The organism is Morganella sp. Je.2.23, assembly GCF_051129855.1.
GTDB classification, from domain to species: Bacteria; Pseudomonadota; Gammaproteobacteria; order Enterobacterales; family Enterobacteriaceae; genus Morganella; species Morganella sibonii.
This window is the reverse complement of record NZ_JBCPSQ010000005.1, coordinates 54,711-75,296: the sequence shown is the minus strand read 5'-3', so window position 1 is coordinate 75,296 and position 20,586 is coordinate 54,711. Positions and strand designations below refer to the sequence as shown.

General features: G+C 53.5%; 19 protein-coding genes. 14 read left to right on the top strand and 5 right to left on the bottom strand.

Going from position 1 to position 20,586, the window contains the following annotated elements; genetic code table 11:
• Positions 1–296: 296 nt before the first annotated feature.
• From hdcC to hisS, 4 genes are all read left to right on the top strand, one after another.
• Positions 297–1,658, top strand: a complete 1,362-nt coding sequence (gene hdcC, locus AAZR23_RS15690; protein WP_166708632.1) for a histidine-histamine antiporter — start codon at positions 297–299, stop codon at positions 1,656–1,658.
• 50 nt (positions 1,659–1,708) lie between these two features.
• Positions 1,709–2,845 (top strand): histidine decarboxylase, encoded by a 1,137-nt coding sequence (locus AAZR23_RS15685; RefSeq protein WP_166708633.1) that lies wholly within the window; start codon positions 1,709–1,711, stop codon positions 2,843–2,845.
• Positions 2,846–3,048: 203 nt separating this feature from the next.
• Complete coding sequence (locus AAZR23_RS15680; protein ID WP_107679222.1) at positions 3,049–4,491, top strand: amino acid permease; 1,443 nt, start codon at positions 3,049–3,051, stop codon at positions 4,489–4,491.
• Positions 4,492–4,501: 10 nt separating this feature from the next.
• Positions 4,502–5,773, top strand: a complete 1,272-nt coding sequence (gene hisS / locus AAZR23_RS15675; protein WP_434693634.1) for a histidine--tRNA ligase — start codon at positions 4,502–4,504, stop codon at positions 5,771–5,773.
• A 70-nt stretch (positions 5,774–5,843) separates the two neighbouring features.
• On the opposite strand, the gene AAZR23_RS15670 is transcribed toward hisS, so the two are convergent.
• Positions 5,844–6,581 (bottom strand): GntR family transcriptional regulator, encoded by a 738-nt coding sequence (locus AAZR23_RS15670; protein ID WP_317418557.1) that lies wholly within the window; start codon positions 6,579–6,581, stop codon positions 5,844–5,846.
• Positions 6,582–6,829: 248 nt separating this feature from the next.
• Between AAZR23_RS15670 and AAZR23_RS15665 the strand changes: the two genes are divergently transcribed.
• The 5 genes from AAZR23_RS15665 to AAZR23_RS15645 all read left to right on the top strand — a co-directional run bounded on the left by AAZR23_RS15665 (position 6,830) and on the right by AAZR23_RS15645 (position 11,540).
• The gene (locus tag AAZR23_RS15665; RefSeq protein ID WP_434693810.1) at positions 6,830–7,849 is read left to right on the top strand and encodes an ADP-ribosylglycohydrolase family protein; all 1,020 of its coding nucleotides are present in this window, start codon (positions 6,830–6,832) and stop codon (positions 7,847–7,849) included.
• A complete protein-coding gene (locus AAZR23_RS15660; protein WP_112549778.1) occupies positions 7,846–9,246 on the top strand; it encodes a purine-cytosine permease family protein in 1,401 nt (466 codons plus the stop codon). The genes AAZR23_RS15665 and AAZR23_RS15660 overlap by 4 nt, the downstream gene beginning before the upstream one ends.
• Positions 9,247–9,255: 9 nt before the next feature.
• The gene (locus AAZR23_RS15655) at positions 9,256–10,212 is read left to right on the top strand and encodes a PfkB family carbohydrate kinase (RefSeq protein ID WP_434693631.1); all 957 of its coding nucleotides are present in this window, start codon (positions 9,256–9,258) and stop codon (positions 10,210–10,212) included.
• 183 nt (positions 10,213–10,395) lie between these two features.
• Positions 10,396–10,986, top strand: coding sequence for a ComF family protein (locus tag AAZR23_RS15650; RefSeq protein WP_434693629.1), 591 nt, complete (start codon positions 10,396–10,398; stop codon positions 10,984–10,986).
• Positions 10,983–11,540, top strand: coding sequence for a hypothetical protein (locus AAZR23_RS15645; protein ID WP_166708640.1), 558 nt, complete (start codon positions 10,983–10,985; stop codon positions 11,538–11,540). Before AAZR23_RS15650 ends, AAZR23_RS15645 begins: the two co-directional genes overlap by 4 nt.
• Positions 11,541–11,542: 2 nt before the next feature.
• Here AAZR23_RS15645 and AAZR23_RS15640 read toward each other — a convergent pair whose 3' ends face one another.
• The 4 genes from AAZR23_RS15640 to gntR form a co-directional block, all read right to left on the bottom strand.
• Positions 11,543–12,604, bottom strand: coding sequence for a methyl-accepting chemotaxis protein (locus tag AAZR23_RS15640; protein WP_434693627.1), 1,062 nt, complete (start codon positions 12,602–12,604; stop codon positions 11,543–11,545).
• A 169-nt stretch (positions 12,605–12,773) separates the two neighbouring features.
• A complete protein-coding gene (gene gntU, locus AAZR23_RS15635; protein WP_166708642.1) occupies positions 12,774–14,111 on the bottom strand; it encodes a gluconate transporter in 1,338 nt (445 codons plus the stop codon).
• Complete coding sequence (gene gntK / locus AAZR23_RS15630; RefSeq protein WP_046894681.1) at positions 14,108–14,650, bottom strand: gluconokinase; 543 nt, start codon at positions 14,648–14,650, stop codon at positions 14,108–14,110. The genes gntU and gntK overlap by 4 nt, the downstream gene beginning before the upstream one ends.
• Positions 14,651–14,820: 170 nt before the next feature.
• Complete coding sequence (gene gntR / locus AAZR23_RS15625; RefSeq protein ID WP_166708643.1) at positions 14,821–15,816, bottom strand: gluconate operon transcriptional repressor GntR; 996 nt, start codon at positions 15,814–15,816, stop codon at positions 14,821–14,823.
• A gap of 199 nt (positions 15,817–16,015) precedes the next feature.
• On the opposite strand from gntR, the gene AAZR23_RS15620 reads away from it, so the two are divergent.
• The 5 genes from AAZR23_RS15620 to modD are packed head-to-tail and all read left to right on the top strand — an operon-like array spanning position 16,016 to position 20,499.
• Entirely contained in the window at positions 16,016–17,041 is a 1,026-nt protein-coding gene (locus AAZR23_RS15620) for an ABC transporter substrate-binding protein (protein WP_434693624.1), read from the top strand.
• Complete coding sequence (locus AAZR23_RS15615) at positions 17,038–18,051, top strand: FecCD family ABC transporter permease (protein WP_434693621.1); 1,014 nt, start codon at positions 17,038–17,040, stop codon at positions 18,049–18,051. The genes AAZR23_RS15620 and AAZR23_RS15615 overlap by 4 nt, the downstream gene beginning before the upstream one ends.
• A complete protein-coding gene (locus AAZR23_RS15610; RefSeq protein ID WP_218454663.1) occupies positions 18,048–18,815 on the top strand; it encodes an ABC transporter ATP-binding protein in 768 nt (255 codons plus the stop codon). Before AAZR23_RS15615 ends, AAZR23_RS15610 begins: the two co-directional genes overlap by 4 nt.
• A gap of 2 nt (positions 18,816–18,817) precedes the next feature.
• Complete coding sequence (locus AAZR23_RS15605) at positions 18,818–19,657, top strand: class I SAM-dependent methyltransferase (RefSeq protein WP_230060197.1); 840 nt, start codon at positions 18,818–18,820, stop codon at positions 19,655–19,657.
• The gene (gene modD / locus AAZR23_RS15600; protein WP_434693619.1) at positions 19,654–20,499 is read left to right on the top strand and encodes a ModD protein; all 846 of its coding nucleotides are present in this window, start codon (positions 19,654–19,656) and stop codon (positions 20,497–20,499) included. Before AAZR23_RS15605 ends, modD begins: the two co-directional genes overlap by 4 nt.
• Positions 20,500–20,586 lie beyond the last annotated feature (87 nt).

The following is a 20,586-nucleotide window of genomic DNA, read 5'->3' as shown; positions in this document are numbered from 1 at the left end:
GTATTGAAAAAAGTATATTTATTTTTTACTTAACCTGTTTGTTCATTCCCGCATGACAAAAGTAAAATAATAACCACACAAAAAGTTGAACTATTAGCGTCTGAAAAGGGGGACAGAGTCACTTACTGAAAAATGGCTCATAAAATATTCATTTTCAGCCGAAACTGTTATGGAAGCGCTGTTTTTTTTGATCAACATCAAATTTAGAACGACATTTAAAAATTAAGTTTCCCCTATCTCGGTAATTGTCATCGGGTGCACCTTTCCAATTAAACAATCATTACAGGAAAAGCATTATGGGAAACATGAGTGCCAGTTCCGCCCATAAAATGGGGGTGGTCGCGCTGACCCTGGTAACCGCATCAAATATGATGGGTTCCGGTGTGTTCATGCTGCCGACTAACCTCGCGGGCGTCGGTTACATCTCCTTATGGGGATGGTTATTTACAATCATTGGTGTTATCGCATTAGCATTAGTTTTCGCCAAAACCAGTCTTATCACACCGCGTAACGGCGGTATCGTGGCTTACGCCAGCGATGCTTTCGGTCCGTTTATCGGTTTCCAGACCACAGTTTGTTACTGGATCAGTGCCTGGGTCGGTAACGTCGCGCTGCTGGTTGCCGGTGTCGGCTACCTCAGCTACTTCTTCCCTGAACTGAAAAACCCGGCTATCGGCAGTGTCGTTGCTATCGCGATTCTGTGGGGCTTCGTGGTGTTAGCCAGCTTCGGTGCCCGTGTCGCCGGTCGTGCGCAGTCATTCACTGCAAGCTGCATGCTGGTTGTTGTTCTCGGTGTCGGTGTCATCGGCTGGTTCTGGTTCGATCCGCAGATGTTCTCTCAGGTTTATAACGGCACCGGTAAAAGTGATACCACTGCTATTATTACTGCGGCATCTATCGCACTGTGGGGCTTCCTGGGTGTTGAATCCGCAGTGGTTTCCAGCGGCCAGGTCGACAAACCCGAATACACTGTTCCGCGTGCCACCGTTTATGGTCTGCTGATTGCATCAGTCTGCTACGTCGGCAGCTGCACCGTTATCATGGGTCTGGTTCCTCACGAAGAACTGGTTAACTCTGCTGCGCCGTTTGCGGATGCTGCCCGTTACATGTTCGGTGAAACCGCCGGTACTGTTGCGTCTATCCTGAGTATCATCGCCTGCTTCGGTTCAATCTCCGGCTGGTTAATCCTTCAGTCTGAAGGTCCGCGTGCCGGTGCCGACCAGGGTCTGTTCCCTAAATTCTTCTCCGATGTGAACAAAAATGACGTTCCGATGAAAAGCCTGATTTTCACCGGTGTGCTGATGAGCCTGGTGCTGTTAATGACCGCATCACCAAACCTGGCCAAACAGTTTGAAATCGTCATTCTGATGTCTGTCTTCGCATCTCTGCTGCCATACATGTATGCACTGATTTCTCTGCCAATCATCATGGTTTCCAAAAAAATGAATCGCGGCAGAACATTCATTTTCTATAACGTCCTGGTGGTTATCGGCATTATCTACTGTGTCTTTGCCCTGTTAGGTTCCGGTTCTGATTCTATGTTCTGGGGTCTGGTCATGATGTCCGTCACTATCCCGCTGTTCAGCTTCGTGGCTGCCGGCCGTGCGAAAAAAGGCAACGACATCCTGTATATCAATGACGAACAAAACAAAGCGTGATTTGCTCCGCTTCACAGTCTTCAATTTTGAAAAACAAGAGGTAATTAAGTATGACTCTGTCTATCAATGATCAAAACAAACTTGATGCATTCTGGGCTTATTGCGTAAAAAACCAGTATTTCAACATCGGCTATCCTGAATCAGCGGATTTTGATTACACCAATCTGGAACGCTTCTTACGTTTCTCTATCAATAACTGCGGTGACTGGGGCGAATATTGCAACTACCTGCTGAACTCTTTCGATTTCGAAAAAGAAGTGATGGAGTATTTCGCAGACCTGTTCAAAATTCCGTTTGAACAAAGCTGGGGTTATGTCACCAACGGCGGTACCGAAGGTAATATGTTCGGTTGCTACCTGGGCCGTGAAATCTTCCCTGACGGCACCCTGTACTATTCAAAAGATACTCACTATTCCGTTGCAAAAATCGTTAAATTACTGCGCATCAAATCTCAGGTTGTTGAATCTCTGCCAAGCGGCGAAATCGACTATGACGATCTGATGAAAAAAATCGCTGACGATAAAGAAGCGCATCCGATCATCTTTGCTAACATCGGTACCACTGTCCGCGGTGCAATCGATGATATCGCAGAAATTCAGAAACGCCTGAAAGCAGCCGGTATCAAACGTGAAGATTACTATCTGCACGCCGATGCGGCACTGAGCGGCATGATCCTGCCATTCGTTGATGATGCACAGCCATTCACTTTTGCAGACGGTATCGACTCCATCGGTGTGTCCGGCCACAAAATGATTGGTTCACCAATCCCTTGCGGTATCGTTGTTGCGAAGAAAGAAAACGTAGACCGTATTTCTGTTGAAATCGACTACATCTCCGCACACGACAAAACCATCACCGGTTCACGTAACGGTCACACACCACTGATGCTGTGGGAAGCTGTCCGTTCACACTCAACTGAAGAGTGGAAACGCCGCATCACCCGCAGCCTGGATATGGCGCAGTACGCTGTTGACCGTATGCAGAAAGCCGGCATCAATGCATGGCGCAACAAGAACTCCATCACTGTTGTGTTCCCTTGCCCGTCAGAACGCGTCTGGAAAGAACATTGCCTGGCAACATCCGGCGACGTGGCTCACCTGATCACCACCGCGCACCATCTGGATACCGCAGAGATCGACAAACTGATCGACGATGTTATCGCGGATTTTAACTTACACGCGGCATAAAAAAAGGCAGTGGTAAATATCCACTGCCCCCTTACGGTTCGTTGCCGGCGCAGACGCCAATCCTGCCGGCAACGCTCTCTAACCTATACAGCGACACAGGATGATGCAAGAAAAAAGACCAAAAAACACGGCTCAGTTCTCTGATCGTGAGATTTTTTGCTCCCTCATCCGCAGCTGGAGTATTTCTGTGAGGACAAAATGGTATGGTTCCCAATGGTAAACCCACCCACCGCATGGGCCTGACAGCCCTGATCATTATGACGGCTTCCAATATGATGGGAAGCGGCGTGTTTATGTTACCCTCCTCTCTCGCGCATATCGGCTCTGTCGCGCTGTGGGGCGGCCTGCTGACCTTCTGCGGCGTGCTGGCACTGGCGCTGGTGTTCGCCAAAACCGGTGAAATCTCCCCCTGTAAAGGCGGCGTGATTGCCAACATCGGCCGGACATTCGGGCAGTATATCGGGTTACAGACATCACTTTTTTACTGGCTTTCGACCTGGATAGGCAACTGTGCCTTACTGATCTCCGGTGTCGGTTATCTCTCTTACTTCTTTCCGCAGCTTCACACTCCGCTTTACGCCGCTATTACCGCTATTATTATTCTCTGGGCTTTCGTTCTGCTGGGTTTGCAGGGCGCAAAAGTCGTCGGCTATGCGCAGATTTTTACCGGCCTTTGTATGCTCACCGTTATTCTGAGCATCAGTATTTTCGGCTGGACCAGTTTTGATTACACACGTTACATCACCAGTTTTAATGTTACTCAGACCAGTAACACAGATGCTATTTTTGCCGCCGCCGCTATTTCGCTGTGGGGCTACCTGGGAATTGAATCCGCGTCGGTTTCATCTGCCCAGGTGATTAATCCGCACCGCAATATTCCGCTGGCAACGATTATCGGGCTGGTGATTGCTGCCGCCTGCTACCTCAGTTCCACCAATGTCATGATGGGGATTCTGCCCCACGAACAGCTTGTTAACTCCACCGCGCCGTTTGCGGATACCGCCCGCTATCTGTGGGGCGCACATGCGGGGCAGATTATCTCTGCACTCGCGATTATTGCCTGCTTCGGTGCACTGCCGGGCTGGCAGATTTTACAGACTGAAGTTCCCCGCTCTGCGGCGGAAGAAGGCACATTTCCCCGTTTTTTTGCCGATGTGAACCGCCACGGTGTCCCGTATAAAGGACTGATTTGCACCGCCGGGATGATGAGCGCCGTGTTGTTGCTTACCATCTCACCGAGCCTGGAACAGCAGTTCCGCAACATCATTATTCTTGCGGTATCCGCCAGTCTGATCCCGTATGCATTTGCTGTGATTTCCCTGCCGATCGCCATGATCGCAAAAAAAATGCAGTACGGACGTACTTTTATTATTTACGCCACTCTGAGCCTGATCGGTCTGGGATTCATCATGGTCGCGCTGACAGGCGCCGGCACCAAACCGCTGTTCTGGGGCATGGTGCTGCAAATGGTGACCATTCCGCTGTATCTGTTTTTTATTATGCGCCGTGAAAAAAACACTACTGATCCCCGTCCCGGGCTCGCCCTGTCGTACATCCCGGGGATCTGCACTGAGCAGACCGCTGAGATGGCGTTATCGGCTGACAATGATGACAGCCGGAATTTCTCACAGAGAAACTGTATATAGAGGACTAAAAATGGAAAAGATTCAGTCAATCAGAGGGATGAGAAGTGTGCTTCCGGAAGAAACACCGGTCTGGCAGTGGCTGGAAAACCGGATCCGGAATATCACTTCCCGCTACGGCTATCAGGAGGTCAGGCTGCCGATTCTGGAACCGGTTGCCCTGTTTGAACGCGCTGTCGGTGAATCCACCGATATCGTCTCAAAAGAGATGTATAACTTCCTCGATAAAAGCGGCGAGCACATCACCCTGCGTCCGGAAGGTACCAGTGGTTGCGTCCGGACCGTGATTGAGAACAACATGTGCTACAACACCACGCAGCGTCTGTGGTATCAGGGCCCGATGTTCCGTTATGAGCGTCCGCAGAAAGGCCGTCTGCGTCAGTTCACCCAGTTCGGGGTGGAAACCTTCGGTATGCCGGGGGCGGATGTGGATGCGGAGCTTATCTTTATGGTGAAAGATATCTTTAAGGCACTCGGCGTGGATAAACACGTCCGCCTGGAGATTAACTCCCTCGGGACACCGGAAGAGCGCTCAGAGCACCGTCAGCAACTGGTGAATTACTTTACGCAGCACAAGGCACTGCTGGATGAGGACAGCCTGCGCCGTCTGGAAACCAACCCGCTGCGTATCCTGGACAGCAAAAATCCGGATATGCAGGAGATGATTGAAGCGGCACCGCGCCTGCTGGACTTCCTCGGCGATGAATCACAACAGCACTTTGATGAACTGCGCCGTCTGCTGGACAGCGAAAACATCGCCTACGTGGTCAATCCGCGTCTGGTGCGCGGGCTGGATTACTACACCCGCACCGTGTTTGAGTGGATCACCGAAGAGCTGGGATCACAGGGGACAGTCTGCGGCGGCGGCCGTTACGATGGTCTGGTTGAATTATTCAGCGGCAAACAGTTACCGGCCTCCGGGTTTGCTATCGGGATCGAACGGCTGTTACTGCTGATCCAGACTCTCGGCCTGGATAAAGCGATTGTTAATCAGCCGGATATCGTGGTGACCTATGAAGATCCGGCGCAGAATGTGGAAGCGTTATTACTGGCTAACACACTGCGCCATCAGTTACCGCAATATAAAATCCTGAATGATTTCACCCGTGCCAAACTGAAACGTCAGCACAGCAACGCACTGAAATCCGGCTGCCGTTACATTGTGACGCTTAACCATGACGGACAGATAGGCTTGTGGGATCTTACCGCGAACACCAATGAAACGGTGACCGCAGAGACACTCGCCAATGCGTTACTGAATAAAACCATCACCGCGATGGCCTGATAAACAGCAACGTAATATTATTAAAAGCACTGTTTTTGCAGTGCTTTTTTGCTTTCTGATTTTTTTGCTGTCAGGCTTTTACTGTAAAGTGGAAATGATAGAAATCACTGCGGCAGATAGCTGTGCCGTATTCCAGGACTCTGCCCGCTTTATCGCGGCTTCTGAGGATAATTTTCATCAGTGACGCTGTCGGCGGGATAGAGAGCAGTTTCGCCTCTTCTTCTGACGGATGACAAATAGAGAGCGCATACTCCTGCACATCCGGCTCAATACCCTGCGCCAGCCAGTGTGCGTACAGTGAACCGTCCAGCAAATCAGGGCGCGGCAAAAAGGCTTCCGGAATAAACATGGTTTCCAGCGACACCGGAATATCATCCACCAGCCGGACACGTTTGATCACCGCCATGGTATCACCTGCGGATAATTCCAGTTCAGAGGCCAGTGAGTCCGGTACCCGATCCAGCTGACGGATAAGCCAGCGGCTGGAAACCTGACCGCTGCCGGCCGCCTGTGCGGAAAATCCCCCGCCGGAAAGATTGTACTGTACCGGCAGATTAATCTGCGTTCCTTTACCGTGATGTTTCACCACCAGTCCCTGTTTCAGCAGTAAGTCCAGTGCCTTTACTACCGTCACGCGGGATACGCCCAGCGACTGAGACAAACGGCGCTCAGACGGCAAAACACAGCCGTGCGTCAGCATCTTTTGTGTGATAGCGTCTTCAATCCCTTGTTTTAACTGAATATATAACGGAACAGTTGATTGCTGATCAAACCGGTGCTGTAAAAAAGTGAGAAAATCATGTTCCACAAATAGGTTCCTGTCATGCTGCGGATAACGGCTGAAAACAGTGTAGCAACTTTTGTGTCCGCTATCACATACTGATTAAAATCGCCCCAACTGGACTTCAACTGGACTTATTTGTAGTCTATTATATACTCAGTAAAGACAAAGGCCACACAGCAGTCCCATACCAATAACAAATATTTTGTTCTTAATTCATTCAACACCAGTTCAGATAATAATAAATGACACAATCAGCAGCAGTCCCGTTAAGTGTGACAGAAAAACGTATTCTCGGTTGTCTTTACGGGCAGGCAACCGGAGATGCCATGGGCATGCCGTCGGAACTCTGGCCAAAGAGCCGTGTCCGTCAGCACTTCGGCTGGATTGACACTTTCCTGCCGGGTCCGGAGGAGAATATTGCCGCCAACGAGTTTGTTGCCGGGGAATTTACCGATGATACCAGTCAGTGTGTTGCCCTGATGGATGCCATTATTGAGGAGCACGGTGCGGTCGTCCCGCAGACGATCGCCCGCCACATCATGGCATGGGCTACCCGGGTACAGGCGTTTGAAAAAAATATTCTGGGGCCGACATCAAAAGCTGCGCTGAATGCCATACACCAGGGAATACCTTTAGATAAAATAGAGGCAAATGGTGTGACCAACGGTTCCGCGATGCGTGTCGCGCCCGTCGGTTGCCTGATGCCATCATATAATACAGAACGTTTTATTGAGCAGGTCAGGCTCTCCTGTCTGCCGACCCACAAATCCGATATCGCCATTGCCGGTGCTGTCGTGATTGCCCGGGCCGTCAGTCTGGCTGTTGAGGGCACTGACTGGTCTGCGATAAAACAAGCTGTCATACCGCTGGCTGATTCTGTTCAGCGCCGGTTCGAATCCACCTTCAGCCCGCTGCTGGGACGGAGGATTATGTACGCGCTCAATGTGGTCCGCGGGCGTACGGACGAAGAACAGGCACTGACCGATCTTTATGAGATAGTCGGCGCCGGTATGGATAATATTGAATCTATCCCGTGTGCAATTGCACTCGCGGATTTAGCCAACACCAATCCCGTACGCTGTGCGGTACTGGCTGCAAATCTGGGCGGAGACACGGACACCATCGGTGCCATGGCAACGGCTATCTGCGGCGCAATTCACGGCATTGACAGTTTTGATGCTGACAGTATCGCATTGATAAATCATACAAATAATATCGATTTTACGCCGTATGCCCGCCGTCTGGCGCAGTTCAGGCAGGAGTATGCCGCGACGAACAGGATGATGTCATGAGTCAGCAATCTGCACCTTCAGCATTGAACAAAACCGATCCGACGATAGAAGAACTGGGGATCGGTCTGATCCCGCCCTCCCGGCAGACCAAAAAACCGGCCGAACTTTTCTTTGTCTGGTGTGCCGCCAATATCGGTATTCTCGGCGTGGTCTACGGCGCGATTATTGTGTCGTTCGGGCTGTCCTTCTTTCAGTCCGTTTTAGCCGCAGTGGCGGGTGTCGCCTCCTTTATTTTAGTGGGGATCACCAGTATCGCCGGTAAAATCGGCCGGACCACCACTCTCACCCTTTCCCGCGCCAGTTTCGGCAAAAGCGGTAATATCGCACCGACCGCTTTCTGCTGGTTTAACCTGATGGGCTGGGAAGCCGTGAATATCATCACCGGCACACTGACGCTCGCCGCGCTGTTTACCGCCATCGGGCTGGGCAGCGGACACCTGATGACGGCTGTTGCGCTGGTATTATTCGGCGGGCTGACGGTACTGGTCAGTATTCTCGGGCAGAACACGGTTTTGCTGATGCAGAAATGGATCACGCGGATTTTCGGGGCAATGACCCTGTTTGTTGTACTCTGGCTGCTGGCCACCGCGGACTGGCAGGCACTGTTCAGCCGTCCTTCCGGCAGCTGGATCACCGGTTTCCTGCCGGCGGTTTCCATCATCGCCGCCGGAACCGGCATCAGCTGGGCGATTGCCGGGGCGGATTACAGCCGTGATCAGAGCCCGTCCTCATCCCACAGCCGTATTTTCGGTTCTGTGGTCGGCGGCGCTGCGCTGCCGTTGTTGCTGCTGATCCTGACCGGTATTCTGCTGACCGCGCAACTGCCTGATCTGGCCGCGGAAGAAAACCCGATCGCCGCGATCGGCGGTCTGCTGCCGTCCTGGATGGCCGTGCCGTATCTGGCTGCCGCCGTGGCAGGAATTGTCACTATTGCCGTCCTCAGCCTCTATTCCGCCAGTCTGAACCTGCTGAGTATGGGGATCAAACTCAAACAGCGCACCGCCGTTGCTCTTGATGGTGTGATTGTGCTGGCCATCGCGATTTATGTTTTGTTTGTTTCCGGTGATTTCCTCGGGCCGTTTATTTCATTCCTGGTGTTCTGCGGGCTGTTCCTGGCCTCCTGGGCGGCAATTTTTATCACCGATTACTACAGCAAACACAAAACAGCCGGTTACGACGAAGTTTCTCTGTACGGTGACACCGGCGTTATCCTGCCGACGTTCCTGTGCTGGCTCGGCGGCTCGGTTGCCGGGCTGCTGGTCACCAACACCGGCTTTATTAACGGGCCGTTTGCCACCGGTGTGTTTGAGAATTCCAGTCTGGGGCTGTTTGTCTCCTTCCTGGTGAGCATGGCGGCATACCGCCTGACACTGATGATGAAACCGGCACGGAGTTAATCTGAACTGATGGATGTATCGTTACTGACACCCCAGCGTCCGGTTGTGGTTATCGGCGCCGCTTTCGGTGATGTGATGCTGGAAGTGAACGCATTGCCGCGCAGCGGGGATGATATCAGCGCCCTGCCCCTCGGGCAGCAGATCGGCGGTTGCGCCTTTAACGTCGCCCGTGCCCTGAGCCGTCTCGGTATTGTGCCGGTCAACGGCATCCCCGCCGGAAACGGCAGCTGGGGAAAGCAGGTCATTGCCGCGATGGAAAAGGAAAATCTGCCGGTTCTGCTGCGCCATCCGTCGCATGATAACGGCTGGTGTCTGGCACTGGTGGAAGAAAGTAAAGAGCGTACTTTTATCACTATCGAAGGCTGTGAGCAGCACTGGAGTGAAGAACTGCTCGCACAAATCCCGGTGCCGGACAATGCGCTGATTTATGTTTCCGGTTATGAACTGGTCAGCCCGGAAAGTGCGCCGCTGCGTAACTGGCTGCTGGCACAGAGTGACGATAAAACCCTGTTTGCAGATTTCGGTCCGCGTCTGCGGGATATTGATGCGGACTTTATTGAAAAGCTGCTGACGAAAAAACCACTGCTGACCGTCAACCGTGATGAGCTGGCACAGCTTAATCCGCGGGGCGGCAGGCAGTCTGAGATACAGACAGATGATGCACAGGCGTTTGCAGACAGTTACGGACTGCCTCTGATCGCCCGCTTTGATAAAGAAGGTGCCGTGGTGTGTCAGCCGGGACAGCAGCCGGTAAAAATCCCGGCCTTCAGCGTACCGGTGGCCGATACCATCGCCGCCGGAGACAGTCACTGCGCCGGTGTTCTCGCCGGTCTGGCCTGCGGGCTGACGCTCACGGATGCCGTCCGGATCGGTAATGCGGTTGCCGCCATTGTGGTCAGCCGTCCGGGGTCTGACGGTGCACCAACCCGCATTGAACTGAGTAATTTTTTATATCATCACCCCTGATACACCGCCGTTTACCCGACAGCGATGTTCACTCAGCCCCCGGTTTCCGGGAGTTTTTTATACGTATTATTCCCTTATTTTACACTTCTGCCCGCAAAACATCCGCCGGAAACGTGCATCATCCAAAAGAATAATCTCTAATCACCCTTCAATCACCATGTTGTATTCGTTACCAAAGGACTGATGATGAAGACCAATATCAAACCTCTCTACGGGAGCTGGAAAGCGGGGTTCGCCCTGGATAAACACACCGAATGGAGCAAACCACTGGGTGAAAACAGTGCCGGGCACATGCAGTTTGATACCAAAAGAACAGAAGCGGGTGAAGCACTATACCGGCTGAAATATAAACAGGATTGGTCTCAGCTTGACCCGCTCGCCCGGTGCCTTGCGGATAATATAAAAATCCGTTTTCCGGATGCGCGTTTCGGCCTTCCCATGCCCGCCTCTACCGCCCGTTCCCGCCAGCCGGTAACAGAAATTGTCCGGATAGTTTCAAAAATAACAGACCTGCCGCATTTTGATCATCTGCTGATGAAAGAACCCGGTAACACTCCGCTCAAAAATCTGACTGACAAACAGGAAAAACTGAATGCCATCGGTGAAAGCTTTTCTGTTTTTGATCAAATCCAAAATGACGGATGCCGGAATGTCGTGGTAATTGATGACCTGTACCATACCGGTGCGTCACTGGAGTCAGCCTGTCAAGTTCTTCGCGGTTATAGTAAAGTGAATAACATCTATGTGGCTGCACTCACCTGGAGACCGGTATGACGACGATTTTCGTCGCAGGATCGATTAAAATTAAAGTATTAGACCCATTGGTCACTGAACGGCTGCAAAAAATAACCGCCCGGCATCTCCGCATTATTGTCGGTGATGCCGCGGGGGCGGATTCAGCCGTTCAGCAATTTCTGAAACAATCCGGTTATCATCACGTCACCGTCTTCAGCAGTTCCCGGGTTCCGAGACATAACCTCGGAAACTGGCCTGTACAGGTAACAGAAACCACCTGTGCGCCGGGAAGCAGGGCATTTTTTACAGCGAAAGACTTAGCGATGGCCGCTGACGCGGATTGCGGACTGATGATCTGGGACAGCCGCAGTACCGGCACTCTCAGTAATGTGCTGGAATTATTAAATCAGAAAAAATATTCCGTGGTGTTTATCCGGGATAAAAAACAATTTCTTGTTGTTAAATCTCCGGATCATCTCAGTGAACTGGTCAGCCATATGCCACCGGATGCCTTTGCCGCCGCAGACAAGAAAATTCAGTTATCCGAAAAAATCACACAACTGAAAAACAGACAAATCACACTGTTCACCTGATTTCAGTAACTGATCGATGCCAGCAGATCATCGATGTTCTCAATCACTTCCCGGCTGGCGTCCTCCATCGCGGATAAATGCCGTTCCTCATCATGAAGCGAGCCCTGAGCCCTGGCTTCCAGCGCCAGGCGCCCGGAAAGATGGACTATCCGGTGCGGTCTTTCCAGTTTCCGGTAGGCATCATGGCCGATAAACCGCTGTCCTTCGTCAGCGTAATACCATTTGCCGAGACGGCACTGGGTATGGTCATTAACCGATAAGTCTGCATTTCCGTCCAGCAGGCGGCGGTAGATATCCCCTTTCCAGATAACATGATCCAGTTTGACGGTATTGAGAAACTGCTGCACCGCTACAAAACGGATAATTGCTTCCATCCGGGAGGAGCTGGTGATCATATCCTGTAAACGCTCTTCCGCCTGAACCGCAATATCACGGATGCTGCTTACCAGCTTCTGATTATCTTCCGCATCCGTATGGATCGCTTTGGCGTGTGATTTGATTTTACCGGTAAATGTGGTGATATTGATGGCTTCATCCTGAATTTCTCCGGATAACTGTTTGATCTCCCGGGCAATAACTGAAAACCCGGCTCCTCGGCTGCCGACATGAGACGCTTCAATCGCCGAGTTAACCGCCAGCAGGTTAGTCTGGTTGGCGAGGCGTTCGATATTATTAATATTCTGATTAATCTGTCCCAGCACCGAGACCAGCTTCTGAGTGTAATCAAGCCCTTTATCTGCATGCTCACTGATATCATCCAGCACACTGCACAACTCCTGCATATAACGGCGGGTTTCACTGTTATGCATAGCGATTTCATCCAGTGTCCCCTGTTCCCCCGCCAGGCGGGTGCCGGAATCCAGCAGGGAGTTGCGGATAATTTCTATCGCCGCGATACCATCCAGTAAGTGACGGCACAAAATTTCACCGTGATAGTGCTTCTGTTCATCCGCATTTCCCGTCATCACGTGCTCTGACGGTGCCGGATAAACCTCCGGTTCCTCCAGGAAGACAACGGGCTGTTTTTTTTGTAAAAAAATCCATTTTTTCATTATATTCAGCATGTTAATTCCGGTTAATACAGATAATATAACGCTGGGAAATAGCGCGGATTGCCGCCGGGGACAGATTTACTATCGGCGGAAAAAACAGGAATATTATGCGGACGGCGGGGAGTGATAAAAAAGGCAGCGGATCTTATCAATCCGCTGCCTGAGAATGAAAATGCAGATATTACAGGAAAGCGAAGAACAGCATACCGACGATGGCCCCGGTGGTACCCAGGATGGTTTCCATCAGCGTCCAGGTCTTCAGGGTCTGTGCTTCGGTGGCGCCGGTAAATTTCCCGTACAGCCAGAAACCGGAGTCGTTCACGTGGCTCAGCACAATAGAGCCACCCGCGATACAGACTGACAGTGCCGCCAGTTGTGCGCCGGAATAACCCAGTTCACCGATAACCGGTAAGACCAGACCGACGGTGGTCAGACAGGCAACGGTTGCGGAACCCTGGATCACACGGACAGCAGCAGACAGAATAAAGCAGGCAGCGGCAATCGGCAGCCCTGCGCCAATCAGTGATTCCCCCAGCGCAGGACCCACACCGGAGTCCACCAGCACCTGCTTGAACACCCCGCCGGCACCGGTCACCAGCAGGATAATTCCCGCAGGCTGGATAGCGGCAGAACAGATTTCCATCACTTTATTGCGGCTCATGCCACGGCGGATTGCCAGGCCGTAAATCGCCACCAGACAGGCAATCAGAATCGCCAGGAACGGGTGTCCGATAAATACCAGCCAGCCGTGGAGCTCTGATTTCGGGTCAACCATCGGTGCAGCAATCGTTTTCAGCCCGACCAGCACCAGCGGGAACAGTACCAGCGCCAGACTCAGGCCGAATGACGGCATTTTGCTCTGTCCGAGCGCAGGTTCAGTCAGGTCTTTCGGCAGCTCCAGCGTCACAAATTTGCTGATAAAGTTACCGAACAGCGGGCCGGCCAGGATCATACCCGGAATCGCCGCACACAGGCCAATCAGGATCATCCAGCCGAAATCCGCATTCATCTGATCCGCCAGCAGCATCGGTGTCGGTCCCGGTAACAGGAAGCAGGCAGCCGCCGCCACACCGGCAAACAGCGGGATCGCCAGGCGCACAACGTTACCGCCGGTACGGCGGGCAACCGCGAAAACCACACCGATCAGCAGCACTATCGCCACATCAAAAAACAGCGGCAGTGCGCAGATAAGTCCGGCGATCCCCAGCGCGTAATGCGCCCGTTTTTCACCGAATGAGTTGAGCAGTTTTACCGCAATCTGGTCAAGTGCGCCGGTTTCATGCAGAATTTTGCCGAACATCGCCCCGAGTGCGACCACTATCGCCAGAAAACCGAGCGTGCCGCCCATCCCGTTTTGCATGGTCTGTGTAATCTGCTCCAGCGGCATGCCGGAGAACAGCCCTGCGCCGATAGCGACAATCATCAGCGCCACAAAGGCGTGCAGCCGCGCCACCATCACCAGGAACAGCAGCAGTAAGACCGACCCGGCAGCGGTTAATACCAGGGTTAATGTTGTCATGACTGACCTCCGGAAACCTGTCTGATAATCTGAACCGCGCCCGTAATCACATCCTCAAGCGGCGGCTGAATGTCCAGCACCTGCACATCCTGCTCGTCGGCCGTGTCCGGTGCTTCTAATGTATCGAACTGGGTGATCAGCATTTCCGGTTTAAAGAAATGCCCTTTGCGGGCTTTCAGGCGGCTTTCGATCAGCTCAAAATCCCCTTTCAGCCAGATAAATGACAAATTTTTGTTCTGGCGGCGCAAAATATCACGGTAACTTTTTTTCAGTGCCGAACAGACGATCACGGAAAGTTCATTCGTCCGCTGCATGGCAAAAATCGCGTCATTGATGGCTTTCAGCCACGGCTCGCGATCGGCGTCATTCAGCGGGTGCCCCGCCGCCATTTTTTCAATATTGGCGCGCGGATGCAGGTAATCTCCGTCCAGAAAGGCCGCATTAAGCCCGGTTGCAACCCCGTTAGCCACAGCGGATTTTCCGCAGCCGGAAACCCCCATCAATACAAAGGCGTGATGTGGTTTTTGGCTATCACTCATAACAATTCCTCTTATGCGGTCATTATCACCGGACATGTTACCGGTAACTATTACCGGTAACATTACCAACGGATATGGTTACAATGCAATCAAACACTGTTTTCAGATGAATAAATTGTGACAGTTATCTCAAACGAAATTCCTGTCACATCAGGAGGGGCCGGGAGCCGTTAAATACTCTCTCCCGGTAATAATTCGAAGCCGACATCAACTATTTGCTGAGACGGCAGTTCACCGCGCAGACGCGCCAGCAGCACTTCTGCCGCACGGCGTCCCATCAGGTCACGCGGTGTGAGGATACTCGCCAGTTTCGGTGTCATCACCCGGCCGACATCATGGCCGTGGAACCCGGCAACTGCCAGATCCTGCGGGATACGGATGCCGAGGCGCTGGCACTCAAAAATAGCGCCGATCGCGAGGTCATCGTTGGTACAGAACAGTCCGTCAGCATCCGGATAATCGGCTCTGACCTGGTGCAGTTGTCTCGCCCCGAGTGAATAGGATGAGCTTTCCTGCGTCATCACATTACCCGGCTCAAGTCCCGCATCCCGCATCGCCTGTTCGTAACCCTGAAGACGCATGAATGTCCGTTCGTCATGACGTGCACCGAGGTAGATCACGCGGCGGCAACCGCGCTCAATCATCGCCTGCGTCATTTCAAATGCCGCGCGCCGGTTGTCCAGCCCGACGGCGGAATCATAGCAGGGGGACACGCTGTCCATCAGCTCCACCACCGGAATCCCGGCGGTAGCCAGCATTTTCAGCGTACGGGGCGTGTGTGTGCGTTCCGCCAGGATCAGACCATCGATATTGTAGGATAACAGAGAGACCAGACGGTCTTCTTCTTTCTCCGCCTGATAACCGTAGTGCGCCAGCATTGTCTGGTAACCGGCCGCATCAGTAACAGTTTCAATACCGCGGATCACTTCCGCAAAGACCTGGTTGGTCAGCGAGGGGAGCAGTACACCAATAGCCCGGCTGGTGGCGTTGGATAAAATATCCGGCACCCGGTTCGGGATATACCCCAGTTCATCCAGGGTACGGGCAATGGTGCCGCGCAGTTTTTCGGAAACCTGCTCAGGATTGCGCAAAAAGCGGCTGACAGTCATTTTGGTTACACCAACGCGGTCAGCCACGTCCTGTAACGAAGGGCGTTTTTTCTTCATAGTGCTTATCTTAATACAGACTGGTCTGTGTGTCGTCATATCCGCCGAAATAGCCCGTAGTTATACCGTATTCCGCACGGGATTTTACCTTATTTTGACTTACTTCCCTGTTTACCGCTGATTTTATTGACTCACCTCATGCTCTGCGCTAACGTCCGCTATATAATAATACATATAACGATAATGACGACTGATTACGATGAGACTCAACCGCCTCTGTTCCGGATTTCTTTTCTGCTGCGCACTGCTGCTCTCCTTCCCGGCATTATCTGCCGTGCCGGAAAGCCCTTCTCAGGTCTTTATTTATGGTCAGCTTCCGCCGCCGGAAGCGATTCACCGTGTGGTCAGCAGCGGCCCGCCGACTGATCAGCTGCTGTTTGCGGTTGCCCCGGAAAAACTGCCGGGCTTCGCTTCCCTGTCAGTGAAAAACAGCCCGTATTTTGCCCCCCGCTGGCGCGCTCTGCCGGTCACCGGGCGCCTCTCCGGACGCGGCAGCACGCTCTCCCCCGAAACCCTGCTGGCGCTGGCGCCGGACGTGATTGTTGACAGCGGGCTGACCGATGACACTTACCGCTCACAGGCAGCCCGTTTCAGCCGTCAGACCGGTATCCCGTATATTCTGTTGTCCGGCAATCTGGCACAAACACCGGATTTACTGCGCCGGGCCGGTGCGCTGCTGGGGGAAGCAGAGCGCACGGAACAACAGGCACAACTGGCCGAAAAGTGGCTTCAGGATGCCGCGGCCTTTGCCGGGCGTCAGACTCACCAACGCTGTTTTTATCTGGCGCGCGGTGCAAAAGGTCTGCAAACCGGCCTGCGCGGCTCCATTCACAGCGAAGCCCCGGAATTACTGGGATTTGAAAATGTCGCGGATGTCCCGGATATGCAGGGACTGGCGGAGGTCTCATCCGAACAGCTGTTGCTGTGGAACCCGGATTTTATTATCGCCCAGGATGCCGTGACCTATGACGCGATTATGCAGGGTGAGGTCTGGCAGAGCCTGAATGCGGTGAAGAATAAGCAGGTTTTTTACTATGCAGGACTGCCGTCCGGCTGGCTCGACAGTCCGCCGGGACTGAACCGGCTTTTAGGACTGCGCCGCCTTCAGGCACAGTTTGAACCGGAAAGTGCGGATCTGAAAACAGATACCGGATTGTTTTTCAGTCTGTTTTATCACTCCCCGTTATCGGAGGCACAGATTAACACTCTGTTATCAGCCCGATGAGCACTTCCGCCAAAACGCTGTTACTGCTTCTGCTGCTGGTATTACTCACCGGTATCGCACTGAATGTTGGTAAGTTCTCACTAACTCCGCAGCAACTGTGGGATGTGGTGCTGGCGAAAATCACCGGCAATACCGGTGCGGATGATCCGGCACTGAGCCGCGATATGACTGTCTTCTGGCAAATCCGTCTGCCGCGTATTGCCGCCGCGCTGATTATCGGCGGCGGGCTGGCCATGGCCGGAGCGGCGTATCAGGGCATGTTCCGTAACCCGCTGGTATCACCGGATATTCTGGGTGTTTCCGCCGGGGCGGGCGTCGGTGCAATCTTCGGGATTTTTGCCGGTCAGTCAATGCTCACTATCCAGCTGTTCGCCTTTACCGGCGGGCTGTGTGTGGTCGGACTGGTGTATTCCGTCGCCCGGCTGGCCCGTCAGCATGATCCGGTGCTGTCACTGGTGCTGGTCGGGATTGCCGTCAGCGCACTGTGCGGCTCTGCTATTTCACTGATGAAGATTCTCGCCGACCCTTACACTCAATTACCTGCCATGACCTTCTGGCTGCTCGGCGGCCTGTCTGCTATTTCGCCTGATGATATTAAAACCACTGCGCCGCTGATTTTCGCGGGGATGGTGCCGCTTCTGCTGCTGCGCTGGCGCATGAATCTGCTCAGTCTGAGTGATGAGGAAGCCCGCACACTCGGGCTGAATGTCACGCTGACACGGCTGATTTTTATCGCTTCAGCCACCCTGATCACCGCCGGGGCCGTCTCGGTCGCCGGGATTATCGGCTGGCTCGGGCTGATTGTTCCGCATATCACCCGTTTGTTAGTGGGTGCCAACTTCAGTCACCAGTTGCCGGTATCACTGCTGATCGGCGCTATCATGCTGCTGCTGACCGACACCCTGGCACGTACTATTGCCCCGATTGAACTGCCGCTCGGCATTCTGACCTCTGCTGTCGGCGCGCCTTTCTTTATTTTTCTGTTGTTGCAGACACGGAGGAACGGATGAGCAATGTCCTGATCACCCGCGGCCTGGCGGTCGGTTACGGAGAGAAGTTAATACTCACTGACATAAATCTGCAATTACATCAGGGTGAAATCATCTGTCTGCTCGGGGCTAACGGCTGCGGCAAAACCACGCTGATGAAAACCCTGCTCGGCCTGTTGCCGCCGAAAGCCGGTGAGATCCGCATTGATGACTCTCCGCTGCGTGACTGGAGCGCCGCCGCACTCGCCCGCCGCGTTGCCTATGTACCGCAGGCGCACAACATGCCGTTTTCATTCCGGGTGGCGGATATGGTGGCACTCGGACGCAGTGCCCACCTCTCTCTGTTTGCCGCCCCGGGACGTGCCGAACGGCAGATGGCGGAGCAGGAACTGGCTCATCTGGGGATCGCCCATCTGGCACAGCGTACCTACTCCTGTCTGAGCGGCGGGGAAAAACAGCTGGTACTGATTGCCCGCGCCCTGGTCCAGCAACCGGGACTGCTGATTATGGATGAACCGGCGGCCAGCCTCGATTTCGGCAATCAGATAAAATTACTGAATAAAATCGAACAGTTACGTGAGAGAGGGATCACCATACTGATGTCCACCCACCACCCGCAGCATGCGGCGGCGGTGGCAGACAGCATTGTGATGCTCAGCAAAGACCGTCCCGCCTGCCAGGACAAACCTGCCGCGCTGCTCACACCGGAAACCCTGGCGGCACTTTATCATGTGACACCAGAACATATTGCTGCGCACTTTGCGCAGCCCGCTTATAAGGGATGATCATGACTATTGATGATATCGATTTCGCACAACTCTACCGCGACCATCTCGCACAGGCCGGACGAACCCGCAAAGATCCGGAACACTGGGATAAACGTGCGGAGAAAATGGCACAAAACTGTGCGAACCCCGCCGATCCGTACCTGATCCGCTTTAAAGAGATCGTCGATACCACCGGCGCAAAAACCCTGCTGGATGTCGGCTGCGGACCGGGCTCTGTCGCGTTACAGCTGGCAGACAGCTTTGAGCAGGTCACCGGCATTGATTACAGCGAAGGAATGCTGAAAGTCGCGCGTCAGCGGGCAGAGACTCAGGGCTGCTCACACGTCACTTTCCGCCACTGCGCCTGGGAAGATGACTGGTCAGCCCTGCCGCCGTGCGATATCGCTGTGGCCTCACGCTCCACGCTGGTGATGGATTTACAGGCCGCACTGCTGAAACTGAACCGCCACGCGCGGCTGCGGGTTTACACCACGCATACTGTCAGCCCGACATTTGTCGATATCCGTGTGATCCGCGCCATCGGCCGCAAGCCGGTTACTCTGCCGACATACATTTATGCAGTGAATATCCTCAATCAGCTCGGCATTCATCCGGACGTGGAGTTCATCCGCAGCCCGAACTGCCAGAGCCGCGACAACATGACGTTTGAGCAGTTTGCCGACGGTGTGGTCTGGTCGCTGGGACAGCTTGATGACCATGAAATGACCCTGCTGCGCCGCTATTACGACAAGCAGGCGGCTGACGGCCTGCCGGTGGTACCGGCCACCCGCGACTGGGCCATGGTTTCATGGAGTGTGGTACCGGAATCTGCTCTGCTGCTGCCGGGAGGCCAGAAGTGATCTACTACAGTGATGCCTTTCTGGACAGCCTCCTGCTGGAGGACATTCATTACGGCGATCTCACCACCCGCGCACTCGGTATCGGCGCGCAGAGCGGGGAAATGCACTTTTCCCGCAAGCAGGCCGGTTATGTCAGCGGATTAGTGTTGGGTCAGAAATTACTGGAAAAACTCGGTTTACAGGCTCAATTACACGTGAACGACGGCGATTATGCCGAATCCGGTGCTCTCCTGCTGACAGCCACCGGACGTGCTGAAGCCCTGCATCAGGGCTGGAAAATTGTCCAGAATGTGATCGAGTGGAGCAGCGGCGTGACACAGATGACCCGCTGCATGGTGGATACCCTCCGTCAGTATCAGCCGGATGCGCAGCTGGCCTGCACCCGTAAAAACATCCCCGGCACCAAGCTGCTGGCAACGGCTGCCGTACTGGCCGGAAAAGGCATCATTCACCGTCAGGGCTGTTCGGAAACCATTCTGCTGTTTGCCAATCACCGCCGCTTCCTGGCAGAGCCGGAAAACTGGTGTTCAGCCATTGCCGCACTGCGCCGTGAAGCGCCGGAAAAAACCATTATTGTCGAAGCGGATAACCCGGATGAGGCCCGTCAGGCGCTGAAAGGACACCCGGATGTGTTACAGCTGGATAAATTCAGCCCTGATGATATCCGCCGTCTCGTCAAAGAGGCCGCGGTGCTGGCACCGGACTGCACACTGTCTGCCGCAGGCGGGCTGAATGCAGAAACCATCGGGCGGTATGCAGACACCGGCGTGAAACTGTTTGTCACGTCCGCGCCGTATTATGCGTCCCCGGCGGATATTAAAGTCCGGTTATATCCGCGCTGACGGAAAACCGCACAACCCTATAGTGAGTTAAAGGATAAACCGGTCAGGTCACTGAACCGGCCGTTTTATCCTTTTGTCTGGTAAGTC

What these genes read in the sequence shown, in the direction of transcription:
- hdcC (WP_166708632.1), top strand. Translation starts at nt 297, where the DNA reads ATGGGAAACATGAGTGCCAGTTCCGCCCATAAAATGGGGGTGGTCGCG.
- AAZR23_RS15685 (WP_166708633.1), top strand. Translation starts at nt 1,709, where the DNA reads ATGACTCTGTCTATCAATGATCAAAACAAACTTGATGCATTCTGGGCT.
- AAZR23_RS15680 (WP_107679222.1), top strand. Translation starts at nt 3,049, where the DNA reads ATGGTTCCCAATGGTAAACCCACCCACCGCATGGGCCTGACAGCCCTG.
- hisS (WP_434693634.1), top strand. Translation starts at nt 4,502, where the DNA reads ATGGAAAAGATTCAGTCAATCAGAGGGATGAGAAGTGTGCTTCCGGAA.
- AAZR23_RS15660 (WP_112549778.1), top strand. Translation starts at nt 7,846, where the DNA reads ATGAGTCAGCAATCTGCACCTTCAGCATTGAACAAAACCGATCCGACG.
- AAZR23_RS15655 (WP_434693631.1), top strand. Translation starts at nt 9,256, where the DNA reads ATGGATGTATCGTTACTGACACCCCAGCGTCCGGTTGTGGTTATCGGC.
- AAZR23_RS15650 (WP_434693629.1), top strand. Translation starts at nt 10,396, where the DNA reads ATGATGAAGACCAATATCAAACCTCTCTACGGGAGCTGGAAAGCGGGG.
- AAZR23_RS15645 (WP_166708640.1), top strand. Translation starts at nt 10,983, where the DNA reads ATGACGACGATTTTCGTCGCAGGATCGATTAAAATTAAAGTATTAGAC.
- AAZR23_RS15640 (WP_434693627.1), bottom strand. Translation starts at nt 12,604, where the DNA reads ATGCTGAATATAATGAAAAAATGGATTTTTTTACAAAAAAAACAGCCC.
- gntU (WP_166708642.1), bottom strand. Translation starts at nt 14,111, where the DNA reads ATGACAACATTAACCCTGGTATTAACCGCTGCCGGGTCGGTCTTACTG.
- gntK (WP_046894681.1), bottom strand. Translation starts at nt 14,650, where the DNA reads ATGAGTGATAGCCAAAAACCACATCACGCCTTTGTATTGATGGGGGTT.
- gntR (WP_166708643.1), bottom strand. Translation starts at nt 15,816, where the DNA reads ATGAAGAAAAAACGCCCTTCGTTACAGGACGTGGCTGACCGCGTTGGT.
- AAZR23_RS15620 (WP_434693624.1), top strand. Translation starts at nt 16,016, where the DNA reads ATGAGACTCAACCGCCTCTGTTCCGGATTTCTTTTCTGCTGCGCACTG.
- AAZR23_RS15615 (WP_434693621.1), top strand. Translation starts at nt 17,038, where the DNA reads ATGAGCACTTCCGCCAAAACGCTGTTACTGCTTCTGCTGCTGGTATTA.
- AAZR23_RS15610 (WP_218454663.1), top strand. Translation starts at nt 18,048, where the DNA reads ATGAGCAATGTCCTGATCACCCGCGGCCTGGCGGTCGGTTACGGAGAG.
- AAZR23_RS15605 (WP_230060197.1), top strand. Translation starts at nt 18,818, where the DNA reads ATGACTATTGATGATATCGATTTCGCACAACTCTACCGCGACCATCTC.